This is a genomic window from Alteromonas sp. ABV4_150 (genome assembly GCF_056311745.1).
The window spans coordinates 1,003,084-1,025,448 of record NZ_CM149971.1 but is presented as its reverse complement, the minus strand read 5'-3'; the positions used below and the strand labels follow the sequence as shown (position 1 = coordinate 1,025,448).

Annotated in this window: 17 protein-coding genes; 14 read left to right on the top strand and 3 right to left on the bottom strand. The window is 45.3% G+C overall.

The window, feature by feature from the left end; translation table 11 throughout:
* Nucleotides 1-26 precede the first annotated feature (26 nt).
* The 5 genes from ACYX4M_RS04375 to ACYX4M_RS04355 are packed head-to-tail and all read left to right on the top strand — an operon-like array spanning nt 27 to nt 8,237.
* A complete protein-coding gene (locus ACYX4M_RS04375) occupies nt 27-1,481 on the top strand; it encodes a TolC family protein (RefSeq protein WP_476082042.1) in 1,455 nt (484 codons plus the stop codon).
* Nucleotides 1,478-2,980, top strand: coding sequence for an efflux RND transporter periplasmic adaptor subunit (locus tag ACYX4M_RS04370; RefSeq protein ID WP_476082041.1), 1,503 nt, complete (start codon nt 1,478-1,480; stop codon nt 2,978-2,980). The genes ACYX4M_RS04375 and ACYX4M_RS04370 overlap by 4 nt, the downstream gene beginning before the upstream one ends.
* On the top strand, nt 2,970-6,197 hold the full coding sequence (locus tag ACYX4M_RS04365) for an efflux RND transporter permease subunit (RefSeq protein ID WP_476082040.1): 3,228 nt from the start codon (nt 2,970-2,972) through the stop codon (nt 6,195-6,197). The genes ACYX4M_RS04370 and ACYX4M_RS04365 overlap by 11 nt, the downstream gene beginning before the upstream one ends.
* Entirely contained in the window at nt 6,169-6,909 is a 741-nt protein-coding gene (locus tag ACYX4M_RS04360) for a response regulator transcription factor (RefSeq protein ID WP_476082039.1), read from the top strand. The genes ACYX4M_RS04365 and ACYX4M_RS04360 overlap by 29 nt, the downstream gene beginning before the upstream one ends.
* Nucleotides 6,903-8,237: a sensor histidine kinase gene (locus ACYX4M_RS04355; protein ID WP_476082038.1), complete on the top strand. Its 1,335-nt coding sequence runs from the start codon at nt 6,903-6,905 to the stop codon at nt 8,235-8,237. Before ACYX4M_RS04360 ends, ACYX4M_RS04355 begins: the two co-directional genes overlap by 7 nt.
* A 154-nt stretch (nt 8,238-8,391) precedes the next feature.
* Here the strand turns inward: ACYX4M_RS04355 and ACYX4M_RS04350 are convergent, their stop codons facing one another.
* Nucleotides 8,392-8,994: a TIGR04211 family SH3 domain-containing protein gene (locus ACYX4M_RS04350; protein ID WP_474872959.1), complete on the bottom strand. Its 603-nt coding sequence runs from the start codon at nt 8,992-8,994 to the stop codon at nt 8,392-8,394.
* A 172-nt stretch (nt 8,995-9,166) separates the two neighbouring features.
* On the opposite strand from ACYX4M_RS04350, the gene ACYX4M_RS04345 reads away from it, so the two are divergent.
* Both ACYX4M_RS04345 and ACYX4M_RS04340 read left to right on the top strand, forming a co-directional pair.
* On the top strand, nt 9,167-10,672 hold the full coding sequence (locus tag ACYX4M_RS04345; RefSeq protein ID WP_476082037.1) for a CYTH domain-containing protein: 1,506 nt from the start codon (nt 9,167-9,169) through the stop codon (nt 10,670-10,672).
* Nucleotides 10,673-10,731: 59 nt separating this feature from the next.
* On the top strand, nt 10,732-11,811 hold the full coding sequence (locus ACYX4M_RS04340; RefSeq protein ID WP_476082036.1) for a helix-turn-helix domain-containing protein: 1,080 nt from the start codon (nt 10,732-10,734) through the stop codon (nt 11,809-11,811).
* A gap of 28 nt (nt 11,812-11,839) precedes the next feature.
* Here the strand turns inward: ACYX4M_RS04340 and mutH are convergent, their stop codons facing one another.
* Nucleotides 11,840-12,517, bottom strand: a complete 678-nt coding sequence (mutH, locus tag ACYX4M_RS04335; RefSeq protein ID WP_476082035.1) for a DNA mismatch repair endonuclease MutH — start codon at nt 12,515-12,517, stop codon at nt 11,840-11,842.
* 110 nt (nt 12,518-12,627) lie between these two features.
* Here mutH and rppH point away from each other — a divergent pair, with 110 nt between their 5' ends.
* The 7 genes from rppH (at nt 12,628) to ACYX4M_RS04300 (ending at nt 20,126) form a co-directional block, all read left to right on the top strand.
* Entirely contained in the window at nt 12,628-13,170 is a 543-nt protein-coding gene (rppH, locus tag ACYX4M_RS04330) for an RNA pyrophosphohydrolase (protein WP_334059166.1), read from the top strand.
* Between the two features lie 144 nt (nt 13,171-13,314).
* Nucleotides 13,315-15,606: a phosphoenolpyruvate--protein phosphotransferase gene (ptsP, locus tag ACYX4M_RS04325; protein WP_476082850.1), complete on the top strand. Its 2,292-nt coding sequence runs from the start codon at nt 13,315-13,317 to the stop codon at nt 15,604-15,606.
* 3 nt (nt 15,607-15,609) lie between these two features.
* Nucleotides 15,610-16,416: a sulfite exporter TauE/SafE family protein gene (locus tag ACYX4M_RS04320; protein WP_334059165.1), complete on the top strand. Its 807-nt coding sequence runs from the start codon at nt 15,610-15,612 to the stop codon at nt 16,414-16,416.
* A gap of 4 nt (nt 16,417-16,420) precedes the next feature.
* Complete coding sequence (gene lgt, locus ACYX4M_RS04315; protein ID WP_334059164.1) at nt 16,421-17,233, top strand: prolipoprotein diacylglyceryl transferase; 813 nt, start codon at nt 16,421-16,423, stop codon at nt 17,231-17,233.
* A gap of 8 nt (nt 17,234-17,241) precedes the next feature.
* Complete coding sequence (locus ACYX4M_RS04310) at nt 17,242-18,075, top strand: thymidylate synthase (protein WP_334059163.1); 834 nt, start codon at nt 17,242-17,244, stop codon at nt 18,073-18,075.
* A 9-nt stretch (nt 18,076-18,084) separates the two neighbouring features.
* On the top strand, nt 18,085-19,155 hold the full coding sequence (locus ACYX4M_RS04305; RefSeq protein ID WP_476082034.1) for a response regulator: 1,071 nt from the start codon (nt 18,085-18,087) through the stop codon (nt 19,153-19,155).
* The gene (locus tag ACYX4M_RS04300; RefSeq protein ID WP_476082033.1) at nt 19,152-20,126 is read left to right on the top strand and encodes a GGDEF domain-containing protein; all 975 of its coding nucleotides are present in this window, start codon (nt 19,152-19,154) and stop codon (nt 20,124-20,126) included. Before ACYX4M_RS04305 ends, ACYX4M_RS04300 begins: the two co-directional genes overlap by 4 nt.
* A 10-nt stretch (nt 20,127-20,136) precedes the next feature.
* On the opposite strand, the gene ACYX4M_RS04295 is transcribed toward ACYX4M_RS04300, so the two are convergent.
* Nucleotides 20,137-22,206: a response regulator gene (locus ACYX4M_RS04295; protein WP_476082032.1), complete on the bottom strand. Its 2,070-nt coding sequence runs from the start codon at nt 22,204-22,206 to the stop codon at nt 20,137-20,139.
* Between the last annotated feature and the right edge of the window lie 159 nt (nt 22,207-22,365).

Sequence of the window (22,365 nt, the reverse complement as noted above, 5' to 3'; positions counted from 1 at the left end):
TATGCGCCAAGCAATAGGCATAAGTAATGGGCAAGATAAAACTGACGGTAAATAGTATTACCCTTTGTATTTTATTGTCTGCATGCACAAGTACTGATGACAGAAGGTTGAGCGAATCAGCATCCCTTACAGCGGGAAATGATGTTGTGTGGCAGTCCCAAGCGCAGCAACAAGTTTCAGCGCAAACCTTAGTGTTGAATTCAGACACTGGGTTAACCGACGTAATAGATCTCAATCAGCTTCCGCATTTAGCAGACTATATTGATGAAGCTTTGTCTTCCAATGCAAGTCTGCAGCAGGCGTTAATCACGCTTCGGAAAGCACAAGTTGCTATCGATAGCGCAAAAGCAGACAGAAACGTGAGTGTGGACACAAGTTTCTCAGCATCAAAAAGTGAAACTACAGGCAGCAGTTCATCTACTAGTACGGACGTAAATACAAATACAAGTAATCAGCTAAACAACCCAAGCTATAGCGCAAGTTTAAACGTTAGTTGGGAGTTAGATTTGTGGCAGAAAATTAGCGATGGCATAAGTGCTGCAAAATTAGATGCCGCGAGTGCCAGAGCCAGCTATCAATCGGCCAGAGATTCACTGGTTGCCAGCGTAATAAGAAGCTATATCGATGTACTCACTCAACAGCAATTACTAAATATCGAACAGGCTCGGTTATCGGTACTAGAAAACAATGAAGCAGTGATCTTAACGCGCTATCGCACCGGGCTTGGAAGTCTAGATGATTTAGATACCGCGCGTACAAGCAGCGCAAATACCCGTGCATCTATTGCCCTGTATGAAAATGCACTGTCATCAGCAAAGCGCACATTGGCAGTACTCCTAGGCAGACAAAACCAATCGCTAAGCGCCCTTGATACGCAGGTAAATTTCCCAGATATCTTGTTGCCGCTTGCTAATTTGCCAAAACAAGACCTTGCCCGCAGACCCGACCTTCAGGCAGCCTTCTACACGATACAAGCAACAGAGTTTGCAGTTGATGTGGCCTATAAAGCTTTACTGCCCAGTATTAGTTTATCGGCATCGCTATCTGATTCTGCCTCTACACCCTCACAAGCTTTGTTTACAAACCCTGTATGGACATTGCTTGGGCAGATGACGGCACCTCTTTTTCAGGGAGGCGCATTGAGGGCGCAAGTAGAAGACGCAAAACTTACCGCAGCAAATGCTTGGTGGCAGTATCGCGAAACGCTATTAACTGCGGTGCAGGAAACCCAAAACGCACTAGATAATGAAACTGCCTACAGCGCGCGAATTGGCCATACAAATGTGGCACTTGCTAATGCAGAGCGCAGTGTAGCTACCATTGAAGGTCAATATCGACAAGGTCTTGCTGATATCTTGGACTTACTTTCTGTGTATGACACGCGCTTTGACTTACAAGCTCAAGCTGTTGAGCTTCACGCCCAAAAATTACAAAACCGAATTGACTTAGGTCTGGCTCTTGGCCTTGGAGTGTCGCAATGAGAAATAAACGAATTATCGTAACCTTAATCGCTGCTGCGAGTATTGCGCTGGCAGTCATGTATACCATGATGAACATGGGGGCTCAGCATCCTGGCGCTCGGCCGCAAGGGGCCTCTGAATCAACCCCGCCAGCTCCGCCATTACCTGATGATACTGAGCAATTAAAAGGTGACGCTTCAACAATGAGACCAGCAGGTGGTGGAAGGCCGTCAAGAGGTGACACGGCTGAAGGCACTAAGCTTCGTCCATCTAGGGGAAATGAGAATGAAGTAGCTAAAGAATCAGGTAAAAGGCCATCTGCAGATAGCATTTCTTACCGAAGCCAAAAAGTAGAACAAAGTGCTGATTCTCAGCTAGCTCAAGTAGGGGTGATTAAGGTAACCGCCAACAGCTACAAGGCTAAAGTAAAGGGGTATGGTCAGGTAGCTCCTCAAGATAGCTTGAGCTTAGTCGCACAGGTTAGCGGGCAAGTTACTCACGTATCTTCAACTTTTAAGACTGGCGCGTTAGTTGAAAGTAACACAATTTTAGCGCGCATTGATGACACCAGCTATCAGCAGGCATTAGCAAGTGCCAATGCGACTTATCAGGCAGCTGTAGTAAGCCTAGAAGAAGAGCGCTTACAGGGCACGCAAGCTAAAGATGAATGGACACGTTCGGGGCTTGAAGGCGAGCCACTATCCACTTTGGTTTTAAGAGAACCACAGCTTAAAGCCGCGCAGGCGACCTTGGATGAAGCCCAGCAGTCGGTAAACTCAGCCAAGCGAGATTTGGCGTTTACCTCGTTACGTGCCCCTTTTAATGCATTGGTGGTTAATCGTGATATAGCGCAGGGAAGCTTTGTTCAGGCCGGCAGTACTGTCGCAACACTTTATTCTACTGATGTTGCCGAAGTAGCTATAGGGCTCTCTCCTAGCCAATGGGCTCAGTTACCTTCGGTTTCTGGAGCGCAGCTCTCTGGTGATGCTGCTTTTAATTGGTCGGTCACGCTGACCGATACCACCACAGGCAATAAATTGGATGCCAACATCGCTAGGGCTGAATGGCATCAAAGCGATACAACGCGCCAGCGCAACGCTATTGCGGTTATTGAAAAGCCATTAGATCAAGCAAATCCGCTTTTATTCGGCAGCTTTGTGCAGGCAGAAATTGAAGGAAGACAGCTCGAAAATGTATGGAAGCTACCGGCTTCTGCCATTTCACAAAAACAAGAAGTATGGTTGGTAATGCCGGCCACCGGGCAACTAGCGAAGTTTACTCCCTCAGTGCTTTTTGAAAGTGATGGCTATGCCTATATCACTCCACCTACGGCGAGTGATATTGCTGGCGACATTACCAATGAGTCTGGGAGCAATACGGGCACTGAAGCCGTGCCAGAACATGAAAGGGAAATACGCCAAGCTCTGGTGGTTGCGCGCCCCTTAAATAGTTACCTCATCAACACGAAAGTTAAGCCTGTTGTGGAAGGACAAACGGGAGGGAAAACCAATGACAAATAACCGAAACGGCGGGCCTTTTGATGGCAGCGAAGAGCCTAAAGGTAATAGACATAGCGAGAAAAGTCCTCGGGGAATTATCGCTTGGTTTGCACAAAATTCGGTGGCGGCCAATTTATTGATGGTTAGTCTTATCGTACTGGGTTTAGTTTCCATGAACGAAATCCGCAAAGAGGCGTTTCCAAGCATGGAGCCACGCTTTGTTACCATATCAATGACATATGATAGCGGTGACCCCAAGCAAGCCGAAGAAGGCATTGCCATCAAAATTGAAACTGCGCTAGAGGCCATTCCCGGTATTAAGCGAATCACGTCTACCTCAAATGCCAGCGGCGCTAGTGTGCAGGTGGAAAAGGAGACCGAATACGATTTAGACACGCTTTTCAACGACATTAAAACCGAAGTAGACAGTATTTCTAACTTCCCGTTGGATGCTGAAAACCCAGTTATCAGCAAAGCGCGCCGCCAAGAGCATGCTATTTGGGTGCAGCTTTATGGTGATGTCGACCACGCTACGCTTCAGTACTTGGGTGAGCAATTAGAGCGCGATTTACTGGCCGAAGAGGATATTCGGGAGGTCAGCGCGGGTAGTTTTGTCGACCCCATGATGTCTATTGAAATAGACGAGGGGAAGCTTCAGGCCTATGGTTTAACGCTATCTGATGTGGCAGATGCGGTAAACCAAGAGTCTAATACCGCCCTTACAACCAGTTTGCGTAACAAAGAAAAAGTAATTCGGTTAAAAGCCTCTGAACAGTCTTATTGGGCGAAGGATTTTGCTGACATTCCCCTTATTACCGATACGAATGGCGTAATACTTTCCGTTGGCGATGTGGCTACGGTACGCGATATGTTTGCCGATGACAGCTATCACTTGTCTCGTTACAACGGAACCAATGGATATGGTATTCAGGTGCTAATGGATGAATATGGCGACGTAACGAAAATGGTGCAGCAGGCCCACGAGGTAGTGGATGCGTGGCATGATAAAGGTTTACTACCTCAAGGTGTCGAACTCGAAACCTGGTATGACAAAAGCTCGCTTATTACCGAGCGCTTGGAGTTGCTCACTAGTAACGCACTAATGGGGATTGTGTTGGTGTTTGTTACCCTTGCTGTGTTTCTTAATTTGCGTGTGGCATTTTGGGTAGCGGCTGGCTTGCCGTTTATTTTCTTCGGCACCTTGTACTTCATGACCGATAGCTACACGGGAATGACGCTAAACGAGATGACCACATTCGGCTTTATTATGGCCTTGGGTATTGTAGTAGACGATGCCGTAGTAGTGGGGGAGAGTGTGTACGCCACGCGAAAACAACACGGCGATACAATCCACAATACTATTTTAGGTACGCATAAAGTGGCGGTGCCCACACTGTTTGGGGTGTTGACCACGGTTGCAACCTTCTTTGCTCTATCTAACGTTTCTGGCGGCTTAGGAACACTTTATTCGCAGTTTGGTACTATCGTTACCTTGTGTTTACTGCTCTCGGTGGTGGAATCAAAGCTAATTCTACCTTCGCATTTAGCCCACCTGCCAACCAAACAGAAAACCCGAAAGGGGATTGGCGGCCTGTGGAATAAAGTACAGCAAAAAGCGGACGGTGGACTTCAGTGGTTTAACTATCGCGTGTATCAGCGCGTGTTGAAAGTTACTGTAACCTACCGCTATGCAGCCGTACTGCTGTTTGTTGCCTTGTTTATTATGGTGGTTAGCTTACCGCTCACGGGAGCAGTACGAGTAAGCTTTTTCCCCAGCATGCAAGGTGATACTGTTTCGGCGAATATGTCGCTTTATAGTGATGCTAGCTATGGACAGAACGAACGTAACTTAATGCTGCTTGAGAAAAATGCGCTTGAAGCAGATCGTCAGTTATCGCAAGAAAACGGCACTAGTGAAAGCGGTATTAGTAGTTTACAAGTAACGGCGAGTGGCGACCAAAGTGGCACAATCACCATATCACTCGATGAAGACTCGTCATATTCTTTGGATGAGTTGTCTGCACGCTGGAATGCCTTAACCGGCAGTTTAGAAGGCGTAAAAAGCTTAAAAATACGCTCTCGACGAGAAATGGTAGACGGGTTTAATGTTGAAATAAAAAGCATTAACGACGATACCTTAACGGCGGCGAATGACGCCTTTGTTCAAGTGCTTAACAATATTGATGGCGTATATGCAGTAGAAAGCTCGCTTACACCCGGCGAAGCCATGATGCGCTTTGAACTTACCCCTGAAGGACGAGCCTTGGGGGTAAATACCCAAAGCCTATCGCAGCAGCTGTTAAAAGCGTTCGGCGGAGAAATTGTTCAGCGCTACCTGCGCGATAAAAACGAAGTGAAAGTGCGGGTACGTTACCCTGAAAAGGATAGGATGAACCCGTCAGATGTGATGAATACCCAAGTGCGCCTAGATGATGGCACTGTGGTACCACTTTCCGTAGTGGCGAATGTTATTCAAGATGTACAAGAAAAACAGGTAGTGCGTATAGACGGTTTGCGCGCCTTAACGGTAAGTGCGTCGGTGGATAGCGGTGTTATTACTTCTACAGAATTGGTTAACTATCTCAATAGTGAGTTTGTACCTCAGTTAGAACGTCAATACCAAGATTTATCGCTTTATTTTGCCGGTGAAGCCGAGCAGCAAGCGGAAACACAAAGCTCAATGCAAAGCGTGTTCATACTCGCTTTATTGTCTATTTTTGCGTTATTAGCAATACCACTTAAATCCTATGTGCAGCCGCTCATTATTATGACTGCAATTCCCTTTGGTATCGTGGGAGCTATTCTTGGGCACTGGTCAAATGACCTCATGATAAGCCTACTGTCGTTAAACGGCATATTGGCGCTTAGCGGTGTAGTAGTAAACGATAGCTTGTTGTTAGTTTCACGATTCAACGCTTTACGCGAAGACGGAATGCCTGTGAATGCGGCAGTAATTGAAGCGTGCACCAGCCGCCTGCGCGCGGTACTGCTAACCTCAATTACGACCTTTGTAGGCTTATACCCCATACTAGGGGAAACGTCGGTACAAGCGCAGTTCCTCATTCCGGCAGCGGCGTCATTGGGTTATGGTATTTTGTTTGCCACTCTTATCACGCTTTTATTAATTCCGGCATTGCTGTTAATTTATGAGGATGTAAGCCGTTTAATGGCAAAGTATTTGGTCAAACCCTTAACGGAGAGTACGATTAATGATCCGCGTGTTACTAGTGGAAGATGATATAGGCCTAGCCGGCAATATCATTGACTATTTAGAACTTGAAGATATGGTGTGCGACCACGCTGCTAATGGCGTGGCAGCACTAACGTTTATCCAAACTAATCCGTATGACGTTGTAGTATTAGATATCAATTTACCAAGACTTGATGGCTTAAGCGTATGCGAAAAAGTACGCGGTGACGGCAACGATACGCCTATCATTATGCTGACGGCCCGTGACCAGTTGGAAAACAAGCTAGAAGGGTTTCAAAAAGGGGCAGATGATTATTTAGTAAAACCCTTTGATATGCCTGAACTGGTTGCACGAGTTTCAGTGCTAGCGCACAGGCGCTCATCGCAAGTGAAAAGGCTAAACTTCGGAAATGTGAGCTTAGAATTAGGTAGTGAAGTGGCATGTGTTGATAACACGCCTATTAAGCTAAGTCCTACTGGCTTTACCTTGCTAAAATCCTTATTGCAGCAGCAAGGAAAGGTTATGCCACGGGAGCGTTTACTCGATGCGGTATGGGGGGAGGATGCGCCCGAAAGTAATGCGCTAAAAGTCCACCTTCACAATTTGCGCAAATCGTTGGCTCAAGCTAAGACAAACATAGAAATTAAAGCCGTACCGGGCACAGGGTTTTGTGTTGCCTTAAAAGCTGAACAAATGGCAAATGAGGGCTTGGGTAACACTTTGTCGTCAAATAAAAGTAAGGACACTGACCAATGGTAAACGGCCTTCGTATCAGCTTAAGACGCTATGTCTTATGGTCGTTGCTAAGTTTAGCGACTATAGTCATTGTGTTGTTTTCTATACAGAGTAGCGATAGCTTTTTCGATGGTATGGACGGCATGCTCAGAAATACCATGATAAGGGCCGCAAACAGTACCGAGCTTGATAACAGCAATCATGCGCAGATCCTCGATTTACATGTTTATGCTCATTACAATGACTTGCCTGATGAAGTGAAGCAAAGCTTTTCCAAAGAGCGCTTTGAGCCATATACCCTATTAAAAGATGTCAATAAGCCAGATTGGTTTTCTCGCCCAGTTTCGGCGCACTTTGCTGTGTTGGTCCCTCTGGATGATGGAAGGCTTCGATACGTTTTCCAAGTGTTCCGAGCGCCGCCCTCAGATGGTCAAAAGCACTTTAGAATTAACCATGTTATCTACAGTGCTATTGTAGGTTTTGTCGCACTTATTTCCTTTTCTGTCGCGCTTCTATTTTTAATGCGCAGCGTGTCTCGTCCCATAGAATCATTACAACGCTGGGCAGCCTCTCTTGATGAGAAAGAGCTCGACAAGCCTATTCCTGAGTTTCGCTATAAAGAGCTTAACGCGCTCGCAGCGATAATTCACGGTAGCTTGCAAAACGTACGCACTACGCTTAACCGAGAGCGGGAGTTTGTTAATCATGCCAGCCATGAGCTTAGAACGCCTATTGCCGTTATTAGAAGCAGTGCGGCTTTGCTGCATAGAGTGATAGATAGTGAGAATACCAAAGGCAATAACGCTCTAGCGCGGGTGGACCATGCCTCAAAAACCATGGCGGATTTGACAGAAACATTACTGTGGTTAGGAAGAAATGAAGAGACAGCGCTGCCTAAAGAGAGCGTTGACCTAAAAGCCATGGTTGAGGCGCTTAGCCAAGACTTAATGTATTTGCTTTCAGGGAAAGACGTAAACGTACAGCTAAACTTGAGCGAATGTGCATTGTTGCTACCAAAAACAGCAAGCGAAATAGTGATAGGTAACGTTATTCGAAATGCTTACCAACATACCCAGCAAGGTAACGTCACTATCACGCTTTCAGGTGCAACGCTTACCGTACTTAATGAAGAAGGTGGCATAGAGCAAGAAGAAAGTGCCTCTTTATCGGTAACGCCAAATAGTGAGTTAGATGGCGGTTTTGGAATAGGCTTAAAACTCATTGATAAGCTATGTTCGAAGCTGGAGTGGGGATATTCACACAAAAAAGTCATTGCACAAGATACAAAAGACAATATAAAAGGTATGAGCTCTGTGGCGCAGGGGTATAGCGTTGTGCTAAGACTACAATAATCTGAAAACACGGTGGCGTGAGTTTGCTAATACACGAGTATTCTTAATTTGTTGCCTTTGTTGCGCTTGAGTGAGAGTGATTAACTAAAACATAAACGCCGATGTTTAACATCGGCGTTTATGTTTGCTTAGGCACTTTTTAAAAATGCTAGCACTACATCCATTCGCTGTTTCTACGTTTGCGCTTAGGAAGGTAAGTGAGCATTACACCAAGCAATATCCCCACGCCTGCCACTATACCACCGCGAGTAAACCAAGTAACAAGCTCATCTTTATTCGCGCTTTCAACCTTGGCGGTTAAGCGAATGATTTGAGATGCTTGTTCGTCGTTTGTAGTGGTAAGTTTAGACACCTTTTGACGAGCATCGTTAAGCTGCTGACGAAGTTTGGCATTTTCTGATTGTGCAGCTTGCAGAGCACTTTGGCTCTCAGCAAGCTTCTCACTAACAATAGGCAACTGCTCTGCTTGCGACATAGTATTAGACACAAACTTACTTTCAACCCAGCCTTTACGTCCTTCATCGTCGGTAATTTGCGTGAATTCAGCATCATTGTCGCGGGAAAGCACCGTAATAGGTGTACCAGCTTCAATTGAACCCAGAATGCGATAGTTACGACCAGGTCCAGTATGCATAAAGATAAACAAGTCATCTCTTATATAGTGCGAAGAAGACGCTTCTAAATCAGCGGTATCTTGTAGCGAAAATGCTTGAAAAGAGCATGCAATAAGGGCTGCTGCTAACCACTTTCGAATCATATGAAGTCCAATTTTAGAATTTAAAACGTGAAGATGGTATTGGTTGACCGCGATAAAGGCAAGTTTGTTCCACTTTTGTCTAATTTAAGCGACTTGTTTAACAGCAGCAACATTGCGAAAAGTGAGCGACAAAGGTAAGGTGTCAGCATCATAAGCTGTGCTTAGCGCAACCATGTCAGAAATAGAATTAAAATTTGTAACGGGTGACAATGCTCACCAGGCGTTTACCCAACGTGTACTCCCTCTTTTTGAAAAACACAATATCCAGGTTAACTCTCATCGCGAAATGCGCTTAGAGAATGACTATTACGATACGGATAAGCTCGATTTTCAAAACAATAAAATGGGCTTTCGGGTTCGCGGTAATAATGGCGAGTACGAACAAACGTTAAAAACCAATGGTGTAGTAAGCGGTGGCTTGCACAAGCGCATGGAGTATAACGTAAGTCTTGGTAACGCAAGGCCGGATCTCACGTTGTTCGAGTCAAATGTATGGCCCGAAGGTTGGGATATCGTATCTAAGAATGCGAGTCTTTCTAAACAATTTAGTACACACTTTACGCGCAATGCCTATGTGGTTGGTTTAGGCGATAGCCTAGTTGAAATTGTCTTAGACTGCGGTAAGGCTAGTACGGATAAAGCCAGCTCCCCCATCAATGAGATTGAGCTTGAATTGATGTCAGGGGAGATCAACAGTCTGTTTTCTCTCGCTGTGCTAATAAACGACAATATGCAGGTGCGTCTAAGCGATGTGTCAAAAGCCGCTCAAGGCTATCAGTTGCTACACGGCTTTAATGCTAAAGTTCGCCCGCTACCAGACTTTCTAGCCCTTGAAGAGACCACCACCACAGAAGAGGCATTCGGCCAAGCAGTGCAAACCGCTTTGGCACATTGGCAGCACCACGAGCATGTATTTTGCGAGAGCGGCTCGATAAAAATGCTGGCTGAGGTTGCTAAAAGCGTTAGGTTGCTGCTGCAGAGTGTGTCGCTTTATCTACCCGTATTGCAGTGCCCAGAGCTATTAGCCTTGCACAAAAAACTGGTAACCCATGCGCAAAAGTGGGGCTGGCAAGATGATTTACAAAGTTTGCGCTACTTGCTGTCTAAAAAGAGCATGTTTAACAAAACCTTAAGCAAGCACCCAGCGGTAGTAAGCTACCTGCAAGGGCGCCAAACAGGTTTGATGCAAGCCCATGAACCTGAAAAGCTATTTTTCGACAATGACGCTACAGACATTAAGATTCACGCTATAAGCCTTATACAGAATAAGCCTTGGCAAAAGGTCGCGACGGGGTTTGATCATCCTGTACTTGACCATGCAAAAGGATGGTTATCGCAAGGGTGGCAAACCGTGCAGCAGAGTATGCCCCTCAGTAAAACCATGGGGCCAGCTAATTACAGCGCAGTGGAAATAATGCTAAGACAAACCCTGTGGAGTGGTTTTTTGCTTGGTGACTTGTTTGTTGAAGAGCGGGGTAACTTTCGTGCGCCTTGGTTAGACTTACTTACCGGCATTGATGAGTTAAACGCTTTGCTCATGCTGAAGCAATCTATAGACGATGCGGAAGTTGACTCTCACGATGAGGTGCGCAAATGGACAGCAGAGAAGCTCAGTACGTTAATTCGAATTATGGAGCGAACGCGCACTGTGGCTATGCAACGTGAAATCTACTGGTAACCCATGTCACTAGATGCGTATTGCGTTAGCAAATTTTATTTCAAGGAAGAAGGGTGTTAATGACTTCAAGCTACTATGATTATTTTCTATATTCGTTACTAGGCGTTTATATTTTCTGTTTTGTCCGTCTGTTCGTTCAGAAAGTAAATTTACACAGCATGCGCTGGCTAGTTGGAGCCTTTATCTGCTGGCCACTATTTATGCTAGATGAATGGTTGCGAATAGCACACGCGAGCTCATTAGCTATCTTGTATGGTTTATCAGACGTATTTGCAGTAATCGCAATTACTTGTTGTTATCGTGCCATAAAGCCCATGTTATTAGCTTACCCCACGGCAAGAAAGCGGCTATGGTGGCCTACTGTGGTAACGGCCATTTTTCAGTGTACTGTGCTTCTCATATCGGTAGATGATAAACAGCAATGGCTTTCATCGTCGCCTAATGGCGAGCCTTTGCTGTTATGGCCTGCCTATTTTGCCTCGCTTTTAACCGGTTTTAGTGTGTTACTTATTGGCATTCTTATTACCGAACACATTCAAATGTATCATAGACATTTACCTGAGCAGGCGGTGGACATTAAAAACTTAAAAATGCCTAAACTTGCCGGTGTAATGGGAAGTTTGGTTGGGGTAGCCTTTATGAGTATTCTACTTGTTACTGCCGCAACCTTTGGCTTTTTCCCCGTTCCTTTTTGGGAAAGCTTTCATCACTTAATGATTGGTTGTGCACTGTTAGTGGTATTGTTTTCATTGACCTTTATTCGTCGAACGGCGCCGTCGCCATTGAACTACGAGCGACTGGATGAAGGTAAAGCCACACCCTATGAAATAAGCAGTATTATTTCTAAAGCGGAGCGCTATACCATAGAGTCAAAGGCCTATAAAACCCGCTTTCTTACGCTAAGTGAGTTTTGCAAAGGGGCGGATATCGACCCTACATCTTTCGCTATTGCGCTTCAGCTTACTGAGAAGAAAAACTTCAGGCGGTTTATATTCCACTACCGCCTAGAGTATGCGAAAAAAGTGCTGCTTCATAGCGATGCCAAATTAGAAGCTGTGGCAAAACGTCTTGGCGTTAACTCAGAAAAGTTCTTAAGCGAATACCTTGTAAAACATTTGAACAATGCGCCTACAAAGTGAAGAAGGTTTTCAGTTTGCAACGCTTACTTTACATACCAAACGCATTGCGCAGTATTTGGTGGGTAAAGGTTTTGCGCAAGTAAAATCCTCTAGGGCGAGTTTTAATACGCTGGCCTTCTGGTCCTAATGCATCGGTAAGCACTTTACCGTTAGCCGCTTTAGGGCGAATGTGAAGTGCTTCGCCTTGTCGAGAGGTAATAGACTCTACTTGCCCCGTGGCAATTTGTTCTACTAACTCTTCCCAGTCGCGTCTAAGCATTGCGTCTTCATGCTGGTTTGGACGCCAGTAAAACCCAGTTGCCACTCGTCGATGGGCTAAAGGAATGGCTCTGTCACCTTCAATGGGTAGCCACAACACCTGCTGTAGCTTGTTTCGCACATTCGAAGTTTCCCACGTGATACCCGGCGCCATTAAGAGGGGCGCAAAACAAACATAGGTGGTTTCTAGTGGTGAAAAGTTAACGTCAATGGGTATGGTTTTAAGTTCTATGCCTAATTCAGGAAAGTCCTGCTGAGGCTTAGAGCCCGCGCTTGCGCCCAACCATTTCTCAATAAGCATACCCGGCCACCCTTTGTGGCGCTGTAAATTAACAGGAATGGCAACATTGGCCATATCAGCCAGTTCTCCTAAGGTTAAACCCGCGATAGTGTGACATCGTGCCAAAAGGGCGTCTGGCGAAGATGGAGGCGATGAAGGAGGTTGCATAAGGTGGTTAATTTCCTGTTTGAAAGCGAAGGCGAACATTAAGACTATGATTGGAGCATAGTTTGTGGAAGAATGAAAACATATACAAGATAGTGTGCCCGGGAGTCTATGTGATAGATGCCGATGGATTCCGTGCGAATGTGGGCATAGTGATTTGCAACAAAATGGGTCAAATATTTTGGGCAAGACGTTATGGTCAACATTCATGGCAGTTCCCTCAAGGCGGAATTGATGAAGGGGAATCTGCTGAACAAGCTATGTACCGCGAGCTTCACGAAGAAGTAGGATTGACACCGAAAGATGTCACCATTTTGAGTGTTACCCGTAACTGGCTTAGATATAAGCTACCAAAGCGATTAATTCGACAAGGTAGCAACCCTGTTTGTATAGGGCAAAAACAAAAATGGTTCTTGTTGCAGCTAGATTGCAATGACCGCGATGTTAATGTGCTTAAAACAGGTCATCCTGAATTTGATGACTGGAGGTGGGTAAGCTACTGGTATCCCATTAGAAATGTTGTATCGTTTAAACGAGACGTCTACAGACGAGTAATGAAAGAGTTCTCGCCTGTAGTTATGTCTGCGCAACATCGACCTCAGCAGCGCCAAAACGTAGCTCCGCACAAGCGCGGGAAAAAACGCAGGCGCGGTTAACGGTCAAAGGTATAAATCGGTGAAAGCGGCAAAGGCAGCAAAGGTAGTGAAGGTGTCAAAGGTAGCGATGTGCAACAGTAAGCGACGAGCAAACTGCAATTACACAAGGATAAACCGGTGAGCCCTCAGAGCCAACAAGGCGCAATGTTAACCACATTGAAACGTATCGTGCAGGAAATGAATCAAATTCCTGCGCTCGATACCGCTTTGTTTAAGCTAGCGTCACGTGTAAAGCACACCCTCAGTGTAGACTCATGCTCAATTTACCTTGCTGACTACGACACGCAAGAATTTATCCTAAAAGCGACGGATGGTCTGCACCCCGATGCGGTAGAACAAGTTCGCATTGGTTTTTCAGAAGGCCTTATCGGTTTAGTTGGTCAACGTGAAGAACCGCTAAATATCGTAAACGCGCACAACCACCCACGATTTAAACACTACCCCGAAGTAAAAGAAGAAAAGTATAATGCCTTTTTAGGAACGCCTATTATCAACCAGCGGCGTGTCTTAGGCGTTATCACGCTTCAGCAATCCCAAATGCGACGCTTTAGCGAAGATGAAGAGGCGTTTTTAGTTACCCTTGCTGCACAGCTAGCGCTAGAGATCACCAATGCCGATATACGTGGCGCATTGACCTTATCAAACTCAAACGACAATACGGCACGGCAGAAAAATGTAAGAGGTATTGCAGGCTCGCCTGGTTTGGCTATTGGTAAAGGGGTCTCACCCGATAAGTCTATCAACCTCAAAAACTGGGTGGTAAAACGCACGCAGTCGCCGCAAGATCAAATTCAGCTTTACCGCAAAGGTGTTGAGGTAACAAGGGGGCATGTTGACGCCTTGTCTGAGCGGTTAGATGACGGTATACCCGATGATGTTAAATCAATTTTTCAGCTATATCACCACCTGTTGGATGCCAACAGTTTAGGTCGCGAAGTAGAAGAAAAAATTCGCCAAGGTTGGGATGCTGCGTCGTCTTTGAAGATGGTGGTCGAAGGCTACGCTGCTCGCTTTCAGGCTATGGACGACCCTTACATGCAAGAGCGTGCTATTGATATCGTCGATTTATCAGACCGAATCTTAGCCAACATCTTGTATGAAGCGAACGGTCAAAAAATTACTGAACAGGTCATTGCTGAGCCCAGTATTCTAGTCGCTGATGAAGTGTCAGCGCCTATGCTCGCTGAGTTTCCGCGAGATAAGCTCAAAGGCATTATTTCCATTCGTGGTTCTAACAACTCTCACGCGGCCATATTAGCAAGAGCTATGGGCGTGCCCGCCGTAATGGGCTGTCAAAACGTCACACCAGCACTACTTGAAGACAAAGAAATACTGCTTGATGGCTATTCTGGGGAAGTCATTGTTTCGCCAGAGCGCAATATTAAAACTGAATTTATTCAGCTTATTGATGAAGAGTCGGCCATCGCCGAGAAAATAAACGCAGAGGCAGATAAACCTTGTGAAAGCGTTGATGGTTGTAGAATGTCACTTTACATCAACGCGGGCCTTTCTGCTGAAGTAGAGCTAAACGCCGAGCAGATTGGGGCTGGCGTTGGTTTGTACCGTACAGAAATTCCTTTTATGCTTCGCGAGCGATTCCCCTCGGAACAAGAGCAGGTAAAGCTATATCGCCAAGTCCTTGAGGCTGCACCATCGTTACCCATTACCATGCGCACTTTGGATGTGGGGGGCGATAAACCACTGCCGTATTTCCCGATTAACGAAGAGAACCCTTTTTTAGGCTGGCGTGGTATTCGGCTTACCCTTGACCACCCTGAAATATTCTTGGTTCAAGTTCGCGCTATGCTTCGGGCAAGCGTAGGGCTTAGTAACCTGCAAATTATGCTGCCTATGATATCTACGGTATCTGAAGTGCAGGAGTCTAAGCGCCTTATCAATCAGGCGTTTTATGAGATATCTGACGAAATAGCAGAATCTGGGCAGACCCTAAATAAACCTAAACTAGGCATTATGCTTGAAGTGCCTTCGGTACTTTATCAACTGCCTCAACTGGCTAAGCATGTTGATTTCTTTTCTGTAGGCAGCAATGACTTAACCCAGTACCTTTTGGCAGTCGACAGAAACAACACGCGGGTGGCGGGGCTCTACAACAGTTATCACCCAGCCGTATTAGGGGCACTTTACGATGTGGTCCAAAAAGCTAATCAAAACCAAGTACCGGTGACTATCTGCGGAGAAATAGCGGGGGAGCCGGCAGGGGCCCTGCTGCTAATGGGAATGGGTTACCGACGCTTGAGTATGAATGGTTTCAACTTAAGAAAGATAAACTGGCTTATTCGAAAAGTAACGCTTGATGAGTGTAAGCAACTACTTTCATTAGCGCTAACCTCTGTTAGCCAAGACGAAGTCTTTGTGCACTTAAATCAGTATCTTGAAACCAAGGGCCTAGGAGGCCTTATCCGAGCAGGTGGTTAAAAAATGGATCCACTTGTTGTAATTGTCGTCAGCTGTCTAATTTTAGGTTCAGTGGTTGGAATTCTTGCAGGTATGTTGGGCATCGGTGGCGGCTTAATTATTGTACCTGCGCTGTCGTACTTGCTGATTCACTTTCTGGGCATGACCACCGAAACGGTTATGCCTATCGCTATTGCAACGTCCTTATCTACCATCATTTTCACGGGTATGTCGTCGGCTTTAGCACATTATAAACTCGGTAATATTCAGCGTCATGTTGTGCTTTATACCGGATTAGGGATTGCGTTTGGCGCAATTGCCGGAGCACAGGTGGCAAGTCATATCTCGGGTGAATTACTAAAAGATGTGTTCGCCGTACTGGTGATATTGATAGCTTTGCAAATGATTTTCGGCAAACAAAAAGCGTCTGAAAACGAGGCATCAAAAGGGGCGTTAGCCACTGTTGGTGGAGGTGCCGGTATGCTAAGTGCGTTAATGGGTATTGGCGGTGGCGCATTACTTGTACCCGCTTTAGTGTGGTTTCGTGTTAATGTACGCGCGGCTATTGGTTGTGCCGCTTTTTGCGGGCTAGTTATTGCCATTTTTGGTACCACCAGTTTTGTTATCGCTGGGTGGGGTGAGATAGATGTACCAGAATACAGTATGGGTTATGTTTATCTGCCTGCTACAGCTGGTATTGTTGCAACCTCTATGTTTACCGCAAACATAGGAGCTAAGCTTGGACAGCGCGTTAATATACGTGTGCTAAAAGCGATGTTGGCATGCTTACTTGTTTTAGTAAGCATTAGAATGATTTTAGGAATTGAATAAAGTAATGGAACAGAGCAGTTATCTGGTATTCCCCAGTATCGACCCCGTTATCTTCAGTGTCGGTCCATTAAGTGTGCGCTGGTATGGCTTGATGTATTTGGTAGGTTTTATCGCCGCGTATTTGTTGGCGCAAAAGCGCCTATCACAAACTAACTGGAGTAGAGAGCAGTTAAGCGACCTGCTTTTTTGGAGCTTTGTGGGCGTGATTTTAGGTGGTCGCATCGGCTATGTGCTTTTCTACCAGTTTGGCATGTTCTTAGATGATCCACTGTATCTATTCAAAATTTGGGCGGGTGGAATGTCTTTCCACGGCGGCTTGTTAGGGGTGTTAACTGCGCTGTTTTGGCGCGCAAAGTGTATGAATACCACGTTCCTACGTCTAGGGGATTTCGTAGCGCCGCTGGTGCCCATTGGCTTGGGGGCGGGTCGAATCGGCAACTTCCTTAACGCAGAGCTATGGGGGCGTACCACAGACGTACCTTGGGCTGTTATTTTCCCGAACGCAGGCTATGTTCCTCGTCACCCGTCTCAGCTGTACGAATTTGCTTTAGAGGGCGTTCTGCTCTTTATTATCCTATGGCTTTACTCTGCCAAGAAGCGCCCAGTAGGGGCGGTGAGTGGTTTATTCTTACTTGGTTATGGAAGCTTCCGATTTATTGTTGAGTATTTCAGAGAACCCGACGCACATATTGGCTTATATCAAATGGGCCTAAGCCAGGGGCAACTTCTTTGTTTACCTATGATAGCTTTAGGAATAGGATTAATAGTCCGTGCTTACATGCGCGGAAAAGACCATGTTGAACAGCAAAAAATATAAGAATAACGATGAAAGAATATCTCGCTCTAATGCGCCATGTACGTGATACGGGTGTGAAAAAGGAAGATCGAACTGGTACAGGTACGTTAAGTGTATTCGGGTATCAGATGCGCTTTAATCTACAGGAAGGTTTTCCTTTGGTGACAACAAAGAAGTGTCACCTTAAATCGATCATTCACGAACTACTTTGGTTCTTGAAAGGCGAAACAAATATTGCTTATTTAAAAGAGCATGGCGTAAAGATTTGGGATGAATGGGCTACCGATGAAGGCGAGCTTGGTCCTGTATATGGCCATCAATGGCGTAGTTGGGATCGCGGTGACGGTACCTCGGTTGACCAAATTGCCGAAGTGGTAGAGCAAATTAAAAATAACCCTGATTCACGCCGTCTTATCGTTAGCGGCTGGAACCCCGCAGTCTTACCTGATACTAGCTATTCACCAAAAGAAAATGCGGCAATGGGTAAACAGGCGCTACCCCCTTGCCATACACTTTTTCAATTTTACGTTTTAGAGGGCAAGCTAAGCTGTCAGCTGTACCAACGTAGCGGTGATATCTTTCTTGGTGTTCCGTTTAACATTGCAAGTTATGCACTGCTTACCATGATGATTGCCCAAGTATGCGATCTAGAGCCGGGTGATTTTATTCATACGCTTGGCGATGCGCACTTGTATTCTAATCATCTTGAACAGGTAGAATTGCAGCTTGGTCGCGAACCTTTTGCCCGTCCAACGATGGAAATTAACCCGGATATTAAAGATATCTTTGGTTTTTCCTACGATGACTTTACGCTGAAGAATTACCAGTCTCACCCGCATATTAAAGCCCCAGTTGCTATTTAAGGAGTTACCATGAGTACTCCAATATTAATTTGCGATGACTCGGGCTTCGCAAGGCGTCAAATGGCGCGCAGTTTACCCGATGGGTGGGATGTAGATATTTCCTTTGCCGAGAATGGCGAACAGGCCCTAGCTTTTATCCGAGAAGGAAAAGGTGATGTGGTTTTCCTCGATTTAAACATGCCGGTAATGGATGGCTACCAAACCATGGAAGCCATTCGTCAGCAGGATTTGCCTTGCTTAGTGGTGGTAGTGTCCGGTGATGTTCAGGCGCAAGCGCGGGAAAAAATGCTTGCCCTCGGTGCTTTAGATTTCATTCGAAAGCCAATCGATAATGACAAACTCAGCCATATCTTATCTTCCTACGGTATCTATAGCGGCGAGAGCCACTCTTCAGGGGCTAGTTTACAAAAGGCGCAAGGGCAAAGTGAGTCAAGTGCACCTAAAGCAAAAGGCCCAACGAGCAAAGAAGAGCAGTTAGACGCATGCCGTGAAATGGTGAATATTGCCATGGGGCGTGCAGGAGAAAATTTAGCCCAGCTGCTAGGTGAGTTTATTGACTTACCCATACCTAATGTAAACTTAATTGAAAGCAACGAACTGTCTATGGCGATTGCCGAGATTAATCGTAATGACAGCGTTTCTGCGGTTTCAAAAGGGTTTATTAGCGAAGGTATAAGTGGAGAAGCCCTAGTTATTTTTAACGACACAAATACGCAAAATATTGTTGAATTATTAAAATATCCGTCGTCTGCGTCGTCAGATAAGCTTGCCCTAGAAGCGCTAATGGATGTGTCGAATATTCTAATCGGTGCTTGTTTAAATGGCTTATCAGAGCAGCTCAACGTTGCGTTTAGTCATACGCATCCTATCTTACTCGGGCAGCACCAAGGCTTATCAACGCTTTTGAGTGATAACGTCCAGCGCTGGGGAAAACTAATGGCCATTGAGATTGGCTATGCGATAAAGTCGAGAGATATTTCCTTCGACCTTTTATTGTTGTTCCCCGGTGATGCTATGAATCAGGTTTATGCGCGTCTGTTCGATGATGGCTTTATAAAACAAGACAAGGGAAGTCTATGAATGCTTCAACTGGTGAATTCGCTGTCAGCGACCACGTTAGTTCGTGTCACGTTCCTACAGAATTGCTCGATTCAATAGAAGTAGGGATTGCGGTAATTGATCGCAACTTCAACGTGCAGGTCTGGAATAAATTTCTTGAGAACCATAGCGCAAAAAAAGCAAACGCTATTATTGGAACTAGCTTGTTTTCTCACTTTCCAGAAATAGAAGAGAAGTGGCTCAGAACCAAAGTTGACCCTGTATTTAACTTGAATAGTCCTGTATTTATCATATGGGAGCAGCGCCCTTATTTATTAAAATTTGACTGTAATCGACCAGTTACTTGTGCCGCTGAGTTTATGTATCAAAACGTGACCATATTCCCTATAGTGGATAAAAGCGGGCGCGTAGAGCGATTTTGTATGCTGGTTTACGATGTTACCGAACAGGCCCTAGGCAAGCTTGGAATGGAGCATCTTAACGAAGAGCTGAAAACAGCAAGTCGAGTAGATGGCCTAACAGGGTTATTCAACCGTCGCTATTGGCAAGAACGGTTTGATGAAATGCACAAGTTATGCGTTCGGCGAGATAAGCCCAGTACCGCACTTATGCTTGATATCGATCATTTTAAGCGCATCAACGACACCTACGGCCACCAGGCGGGAGACAAAGTTATAAAAATGCTCGCAGCACTGATTAAACGCTGTGTGCGGGAAACTGATCTTGCTGGACGCTACGGCGGTGAAGAGTTTGCTATTATCCTCAATGATTCAACGGTAGATGATGCAAAAGCTGTAGCCGAGCGAATTCGTCAATTGGCACAGCGGTTAGTGGTTGAGCATGAAGCCGAGTCGATAAGCTTTACTGTAAGCCTAGGGCTTGCCCAGTTCTCTCCCGATTTTAAAGGCGCGATGGCATGGCTTGAATGTGCCGATCAGGCGCTTTATGAGGCGAAAGAAAACGGTCGAAATCAGTATCGTATCTACACTTAAAAAATACCTTCTAAACGAGTGTAAGATGTAAGGTATTTTTGAGTTCTTGAAAGGTAACCGGCTTCACGAGGTGATATCGAATGCCTGCTTTCAACGAGGCCTCTTTATCGTTTCTATGGGCGTTGGCGGTAAGCGCAATGATAGGGAGGTCAGGGAACCCTTCCTTTATGATATTCGCCACTTCCAAGCCGTTTATATCCGGCAGATTGATATCGAGCAATATACAGTCATAGGCTGTCTCGTTTACTCGACCTATGGCGTCATCGCCTGTGTAGCTTACAGTAACATCGTGACCCATACTGTGTAGCATGTATTCCAGCATTTCTGCATTTATTGGCTCATCCTCTACCACTAAAATGTTTGCTTTGGTCAAGGCTTTGACGGCCTTTGTTTTACTACCTGAAAGCTGGTGTATAGCATCGGCAAACCGGTTTCTGTCAATGGGTTTTACAAAGCTTTGGAATATAGGCAATTCACTTTTGGCGATAATATTGGCGATATCCGGCGTAGCAGACAATACGATGACCGGCGGTACGCGCTCTCCGTAAATAGCTTTGAGTGTCTTAATTAGTTCTAAGCCATTCATTCCTGGCATATAAAGATCGGCGATGATACCGGAGAACTGAAGCAGTTCATCGTGAAGGTTTAAAAGGTTGGCGCCAGATGAAAATGTGCGAACGCTAAAGCCTTCTTTCGTGACTATAGACTGTAGGTGTAGCCTTGATATTTCTAAGTCGTCGACAATGGCAAACTTGGCATTAGAAGGTGTCGATGTTACCGACGGCGAGTCTTCTAAGGGGTTAATTGGTAGTGATATTTTAAATTCGGAACCGACGCCTAGAGTACTGTTAACCTGTAAAGTACCGCCAAGTTTATCAAGGCTGCGCTTAGCCACGGACAGGCCGATTCCCGCCCCTGGGTAGCGCTGACTTTGTGAATGTTCTCCTCTGTAAAAGCGTTCGAACATGCGTTTTTGGGTTTGTTCATCAATGCCAATACCAGTGTCGTTAATAATGATTACTAGAAAGACTTTTTTGTTTTTTACAAGCGTTGTAACGGTCACGTCAATTAGTCCCGTCGACGTAAACTTTACGGCATTATCCATTATATTTACTATTACTTTCGAAAGGGCCATAGCGTCGGTTTCAGCATAATTTGGAACGCTATGACTGCAATGCATGTTAAGTTCAAGCTTTTTATCTTTAACTCTTACTGAAAAAGGCGATATGCATTCGTCTAGTAAACTAATTAAGTCGACTTTTGAGACCTGAAGGTCGTCCTCTACATGGTTATTGAGTATCTCAGTAAGGTTATTCGTTAGATTAAGCAGCCTGTAGCTCGATTGCTCGGCCTGTTGAATTAACTTAGCCTTCTGGTCTTCCATGTTTGGCATAAGCTCTAAAGCGCTGATTATGGCGCTAATAGGGGCTCGAAACTCATGGCTGATAAGCTGCAAAAATTTTCTGTCCTGCAAGTCCTCACTATGGTCTGCAATAGCAAGCCTTACCTTTGATTTATTAAGCTTTCGAAGAGAACTCTTGGGTACGTTTCTAGTAAAAAGCCACGCACAAAGATAGCAAAGAGCCAGAGCAACTGCGCCAAATAGGGTAGTTATCAACATCTTTTCGCGCAGTGCTTGAATACGCAGTAGCACTGCATTTTCTTCGGCTTTTAGGGATTTTAAAAGCGGAAGAAGGCTAAAGTCATCATCAATATAGGGCTTTAATTCAGTGGGGGGCAACTCCACAAGGGTATAAAGTAATATTCGCGTTTGCTTAGCTGTTTCCTCCGCCGTAGCTTTACTTAAACTTTTATACGCGCTTTGAAACTCTTCTTTAGAAAAGGAAGAAGCAGGAGCGCTGACCCTCTGTTTGTCTAGTAAATATCTATTCAACTCTTGATAGGTTACCTGTAACTGGTGTGCTAGGGCCGTGTGGGTGGCACTATTGCTTAGCATTTGGCTGTTGAGTTGGTCAATTCGATACTCAGCACTAATTAGACTATCTTCTAAATTATTCTGTTGCTTCAGGTTAGTAATGAAAGATTGTTGTTTGGTGATGAGCGCCAGCAAAATTGACATAACTATCATACTGAAAAGCAGAGCAGTCACGCTTGCTTTAGAAAAGGTAAAAGAAGCGTAATTCGACGATATTTTGTGGCGTGGGGGCACAGCCTTTTTTGAACTCAACTTTCTTCCTTGCAAGTGTGTGCGTTAGTTGCCTTATTTAAATGTAGGCAA

What these genes read in the sequence shown, in the direction of transcription:
- ACYX4M_RS04365 (WP_476082040.1), top strand. Translation starts at nt 2,970, where the DNA reads ATGACAAATAACCGAAACGGCGGGCCTTTTGATGGCAGCGAAGAGCCT.
- ACYX4M_RS04350 (WP_474872959.1), bottom strand. Translation starts at nt 8,994, where the DNA reads ATGATTCGAAAGTGGTTAGCAGCAGCCCTTATTGCATGCTCTTTTCAA.
- ACYX4M_RS04295 (WP_476082032.1), bottom strand. Translation starts at nt 22,206, where the DNA reads ATGTCAATTTTGCTGGCGCTCATCACCAAACAACAATCTTTCATTACT.
- ACYX4M_RS04305 (WP_476082034.1), top strand. Translation starts at nt 18,085, where the DNA reads ATGAGTACTCCAATATTAATTTGCGATGACTCGGGCTTCGCAAGGCGT.
- ACYX4M_RS04300 (WP_476082033.1), top strand. Translation starts at nt 19,152, where the DNA reads ATGAATGCTTCAACTGGTGAATTCGCTGTCAGCGACCACGTTAGTTCG.
- lgt (WP_334059164.1), top strand. Translation starts at nt 16,421, where the DNA reads ATGGAACAGAGCAGTTATCTGGTATTCCCCAGTATCGACCCCGTTATC.
- ACYX4M_RS04360 (WP_476082039.1), top strand. Translation starts at nt 6,169, where the DNA reads ATGATCCGCGTGTTACTAGTGGAAGATGATATAGGCCTAGCCGGCAAT.
- ACYX4M_RS04310 (WP_334059163.1), top strand. Translation starts at nt 17,242, where the DNA reads ATGAAAGAATATCTCGCTCTAATGCGCCATGTACGTGATACGGGTGTG.
- ACYX4M_RS04340 (WP_476082036.1), top strand. Translation starts at nt 10,732, where the DNA reads ATGACTTCAAGCTACTATGATTATTTTCTATATTCGTTACTAGGCGTT.
- ptsP (WP_476082850.1), top strand. Translation starts at nt 13,315, where the DNA reads ATGTTAACCACATTGAAACGTATCGTGCAGGAAATGAATCAAATTCCT.
- ACYX4M_RS04345 (WP_476082037.1), top strand. Translation starts at nt 9,167, where the DNA reads ATGTCAGAAATAGAATTAAAATTTGTAACGGGTGACAATGCTCACCAG.
- ACYX4M_RS04375 (WP_476082042.1), top strand. Translation starts at nt 27, where the DNA reads ATGGGCAAGATAAAACTGACGGTAAATAGTATTACCCTTTGTATTTTA.
- ACYX4M_RS04355 (WP_476082038.1), top strand. Translation starts at nt 6,903, where the DNA reads ATGGTAAACGGCCTTCGTATCAGCTTAAGACGCTATGTCTTATGGTCG.
- ACYX4M_RS04370 (WP_476082041.1), top strand. Translation starts at nt 1,478, where the DNA reads ATGAGAAATAAACGAATTATCGTAACCTTAATCGCTGCTGCGAGTATT.
- ACYX4M_RS04320 (WP_334059165.1), top strand. Translation starts at nt 15,610, where the DNA reads ATGGATCCACTTGTTGTAATTGTCGTCAGCTGTCTAATTTTAGGTTCA.
- mutH (WP_476082035.1), bottom strand. Translation starts at nt 12,517, where the DNA reads ATGCAACCTCCTTCATCGCCTCCATCTTCGCCAGACGCCCTTTTGGCA.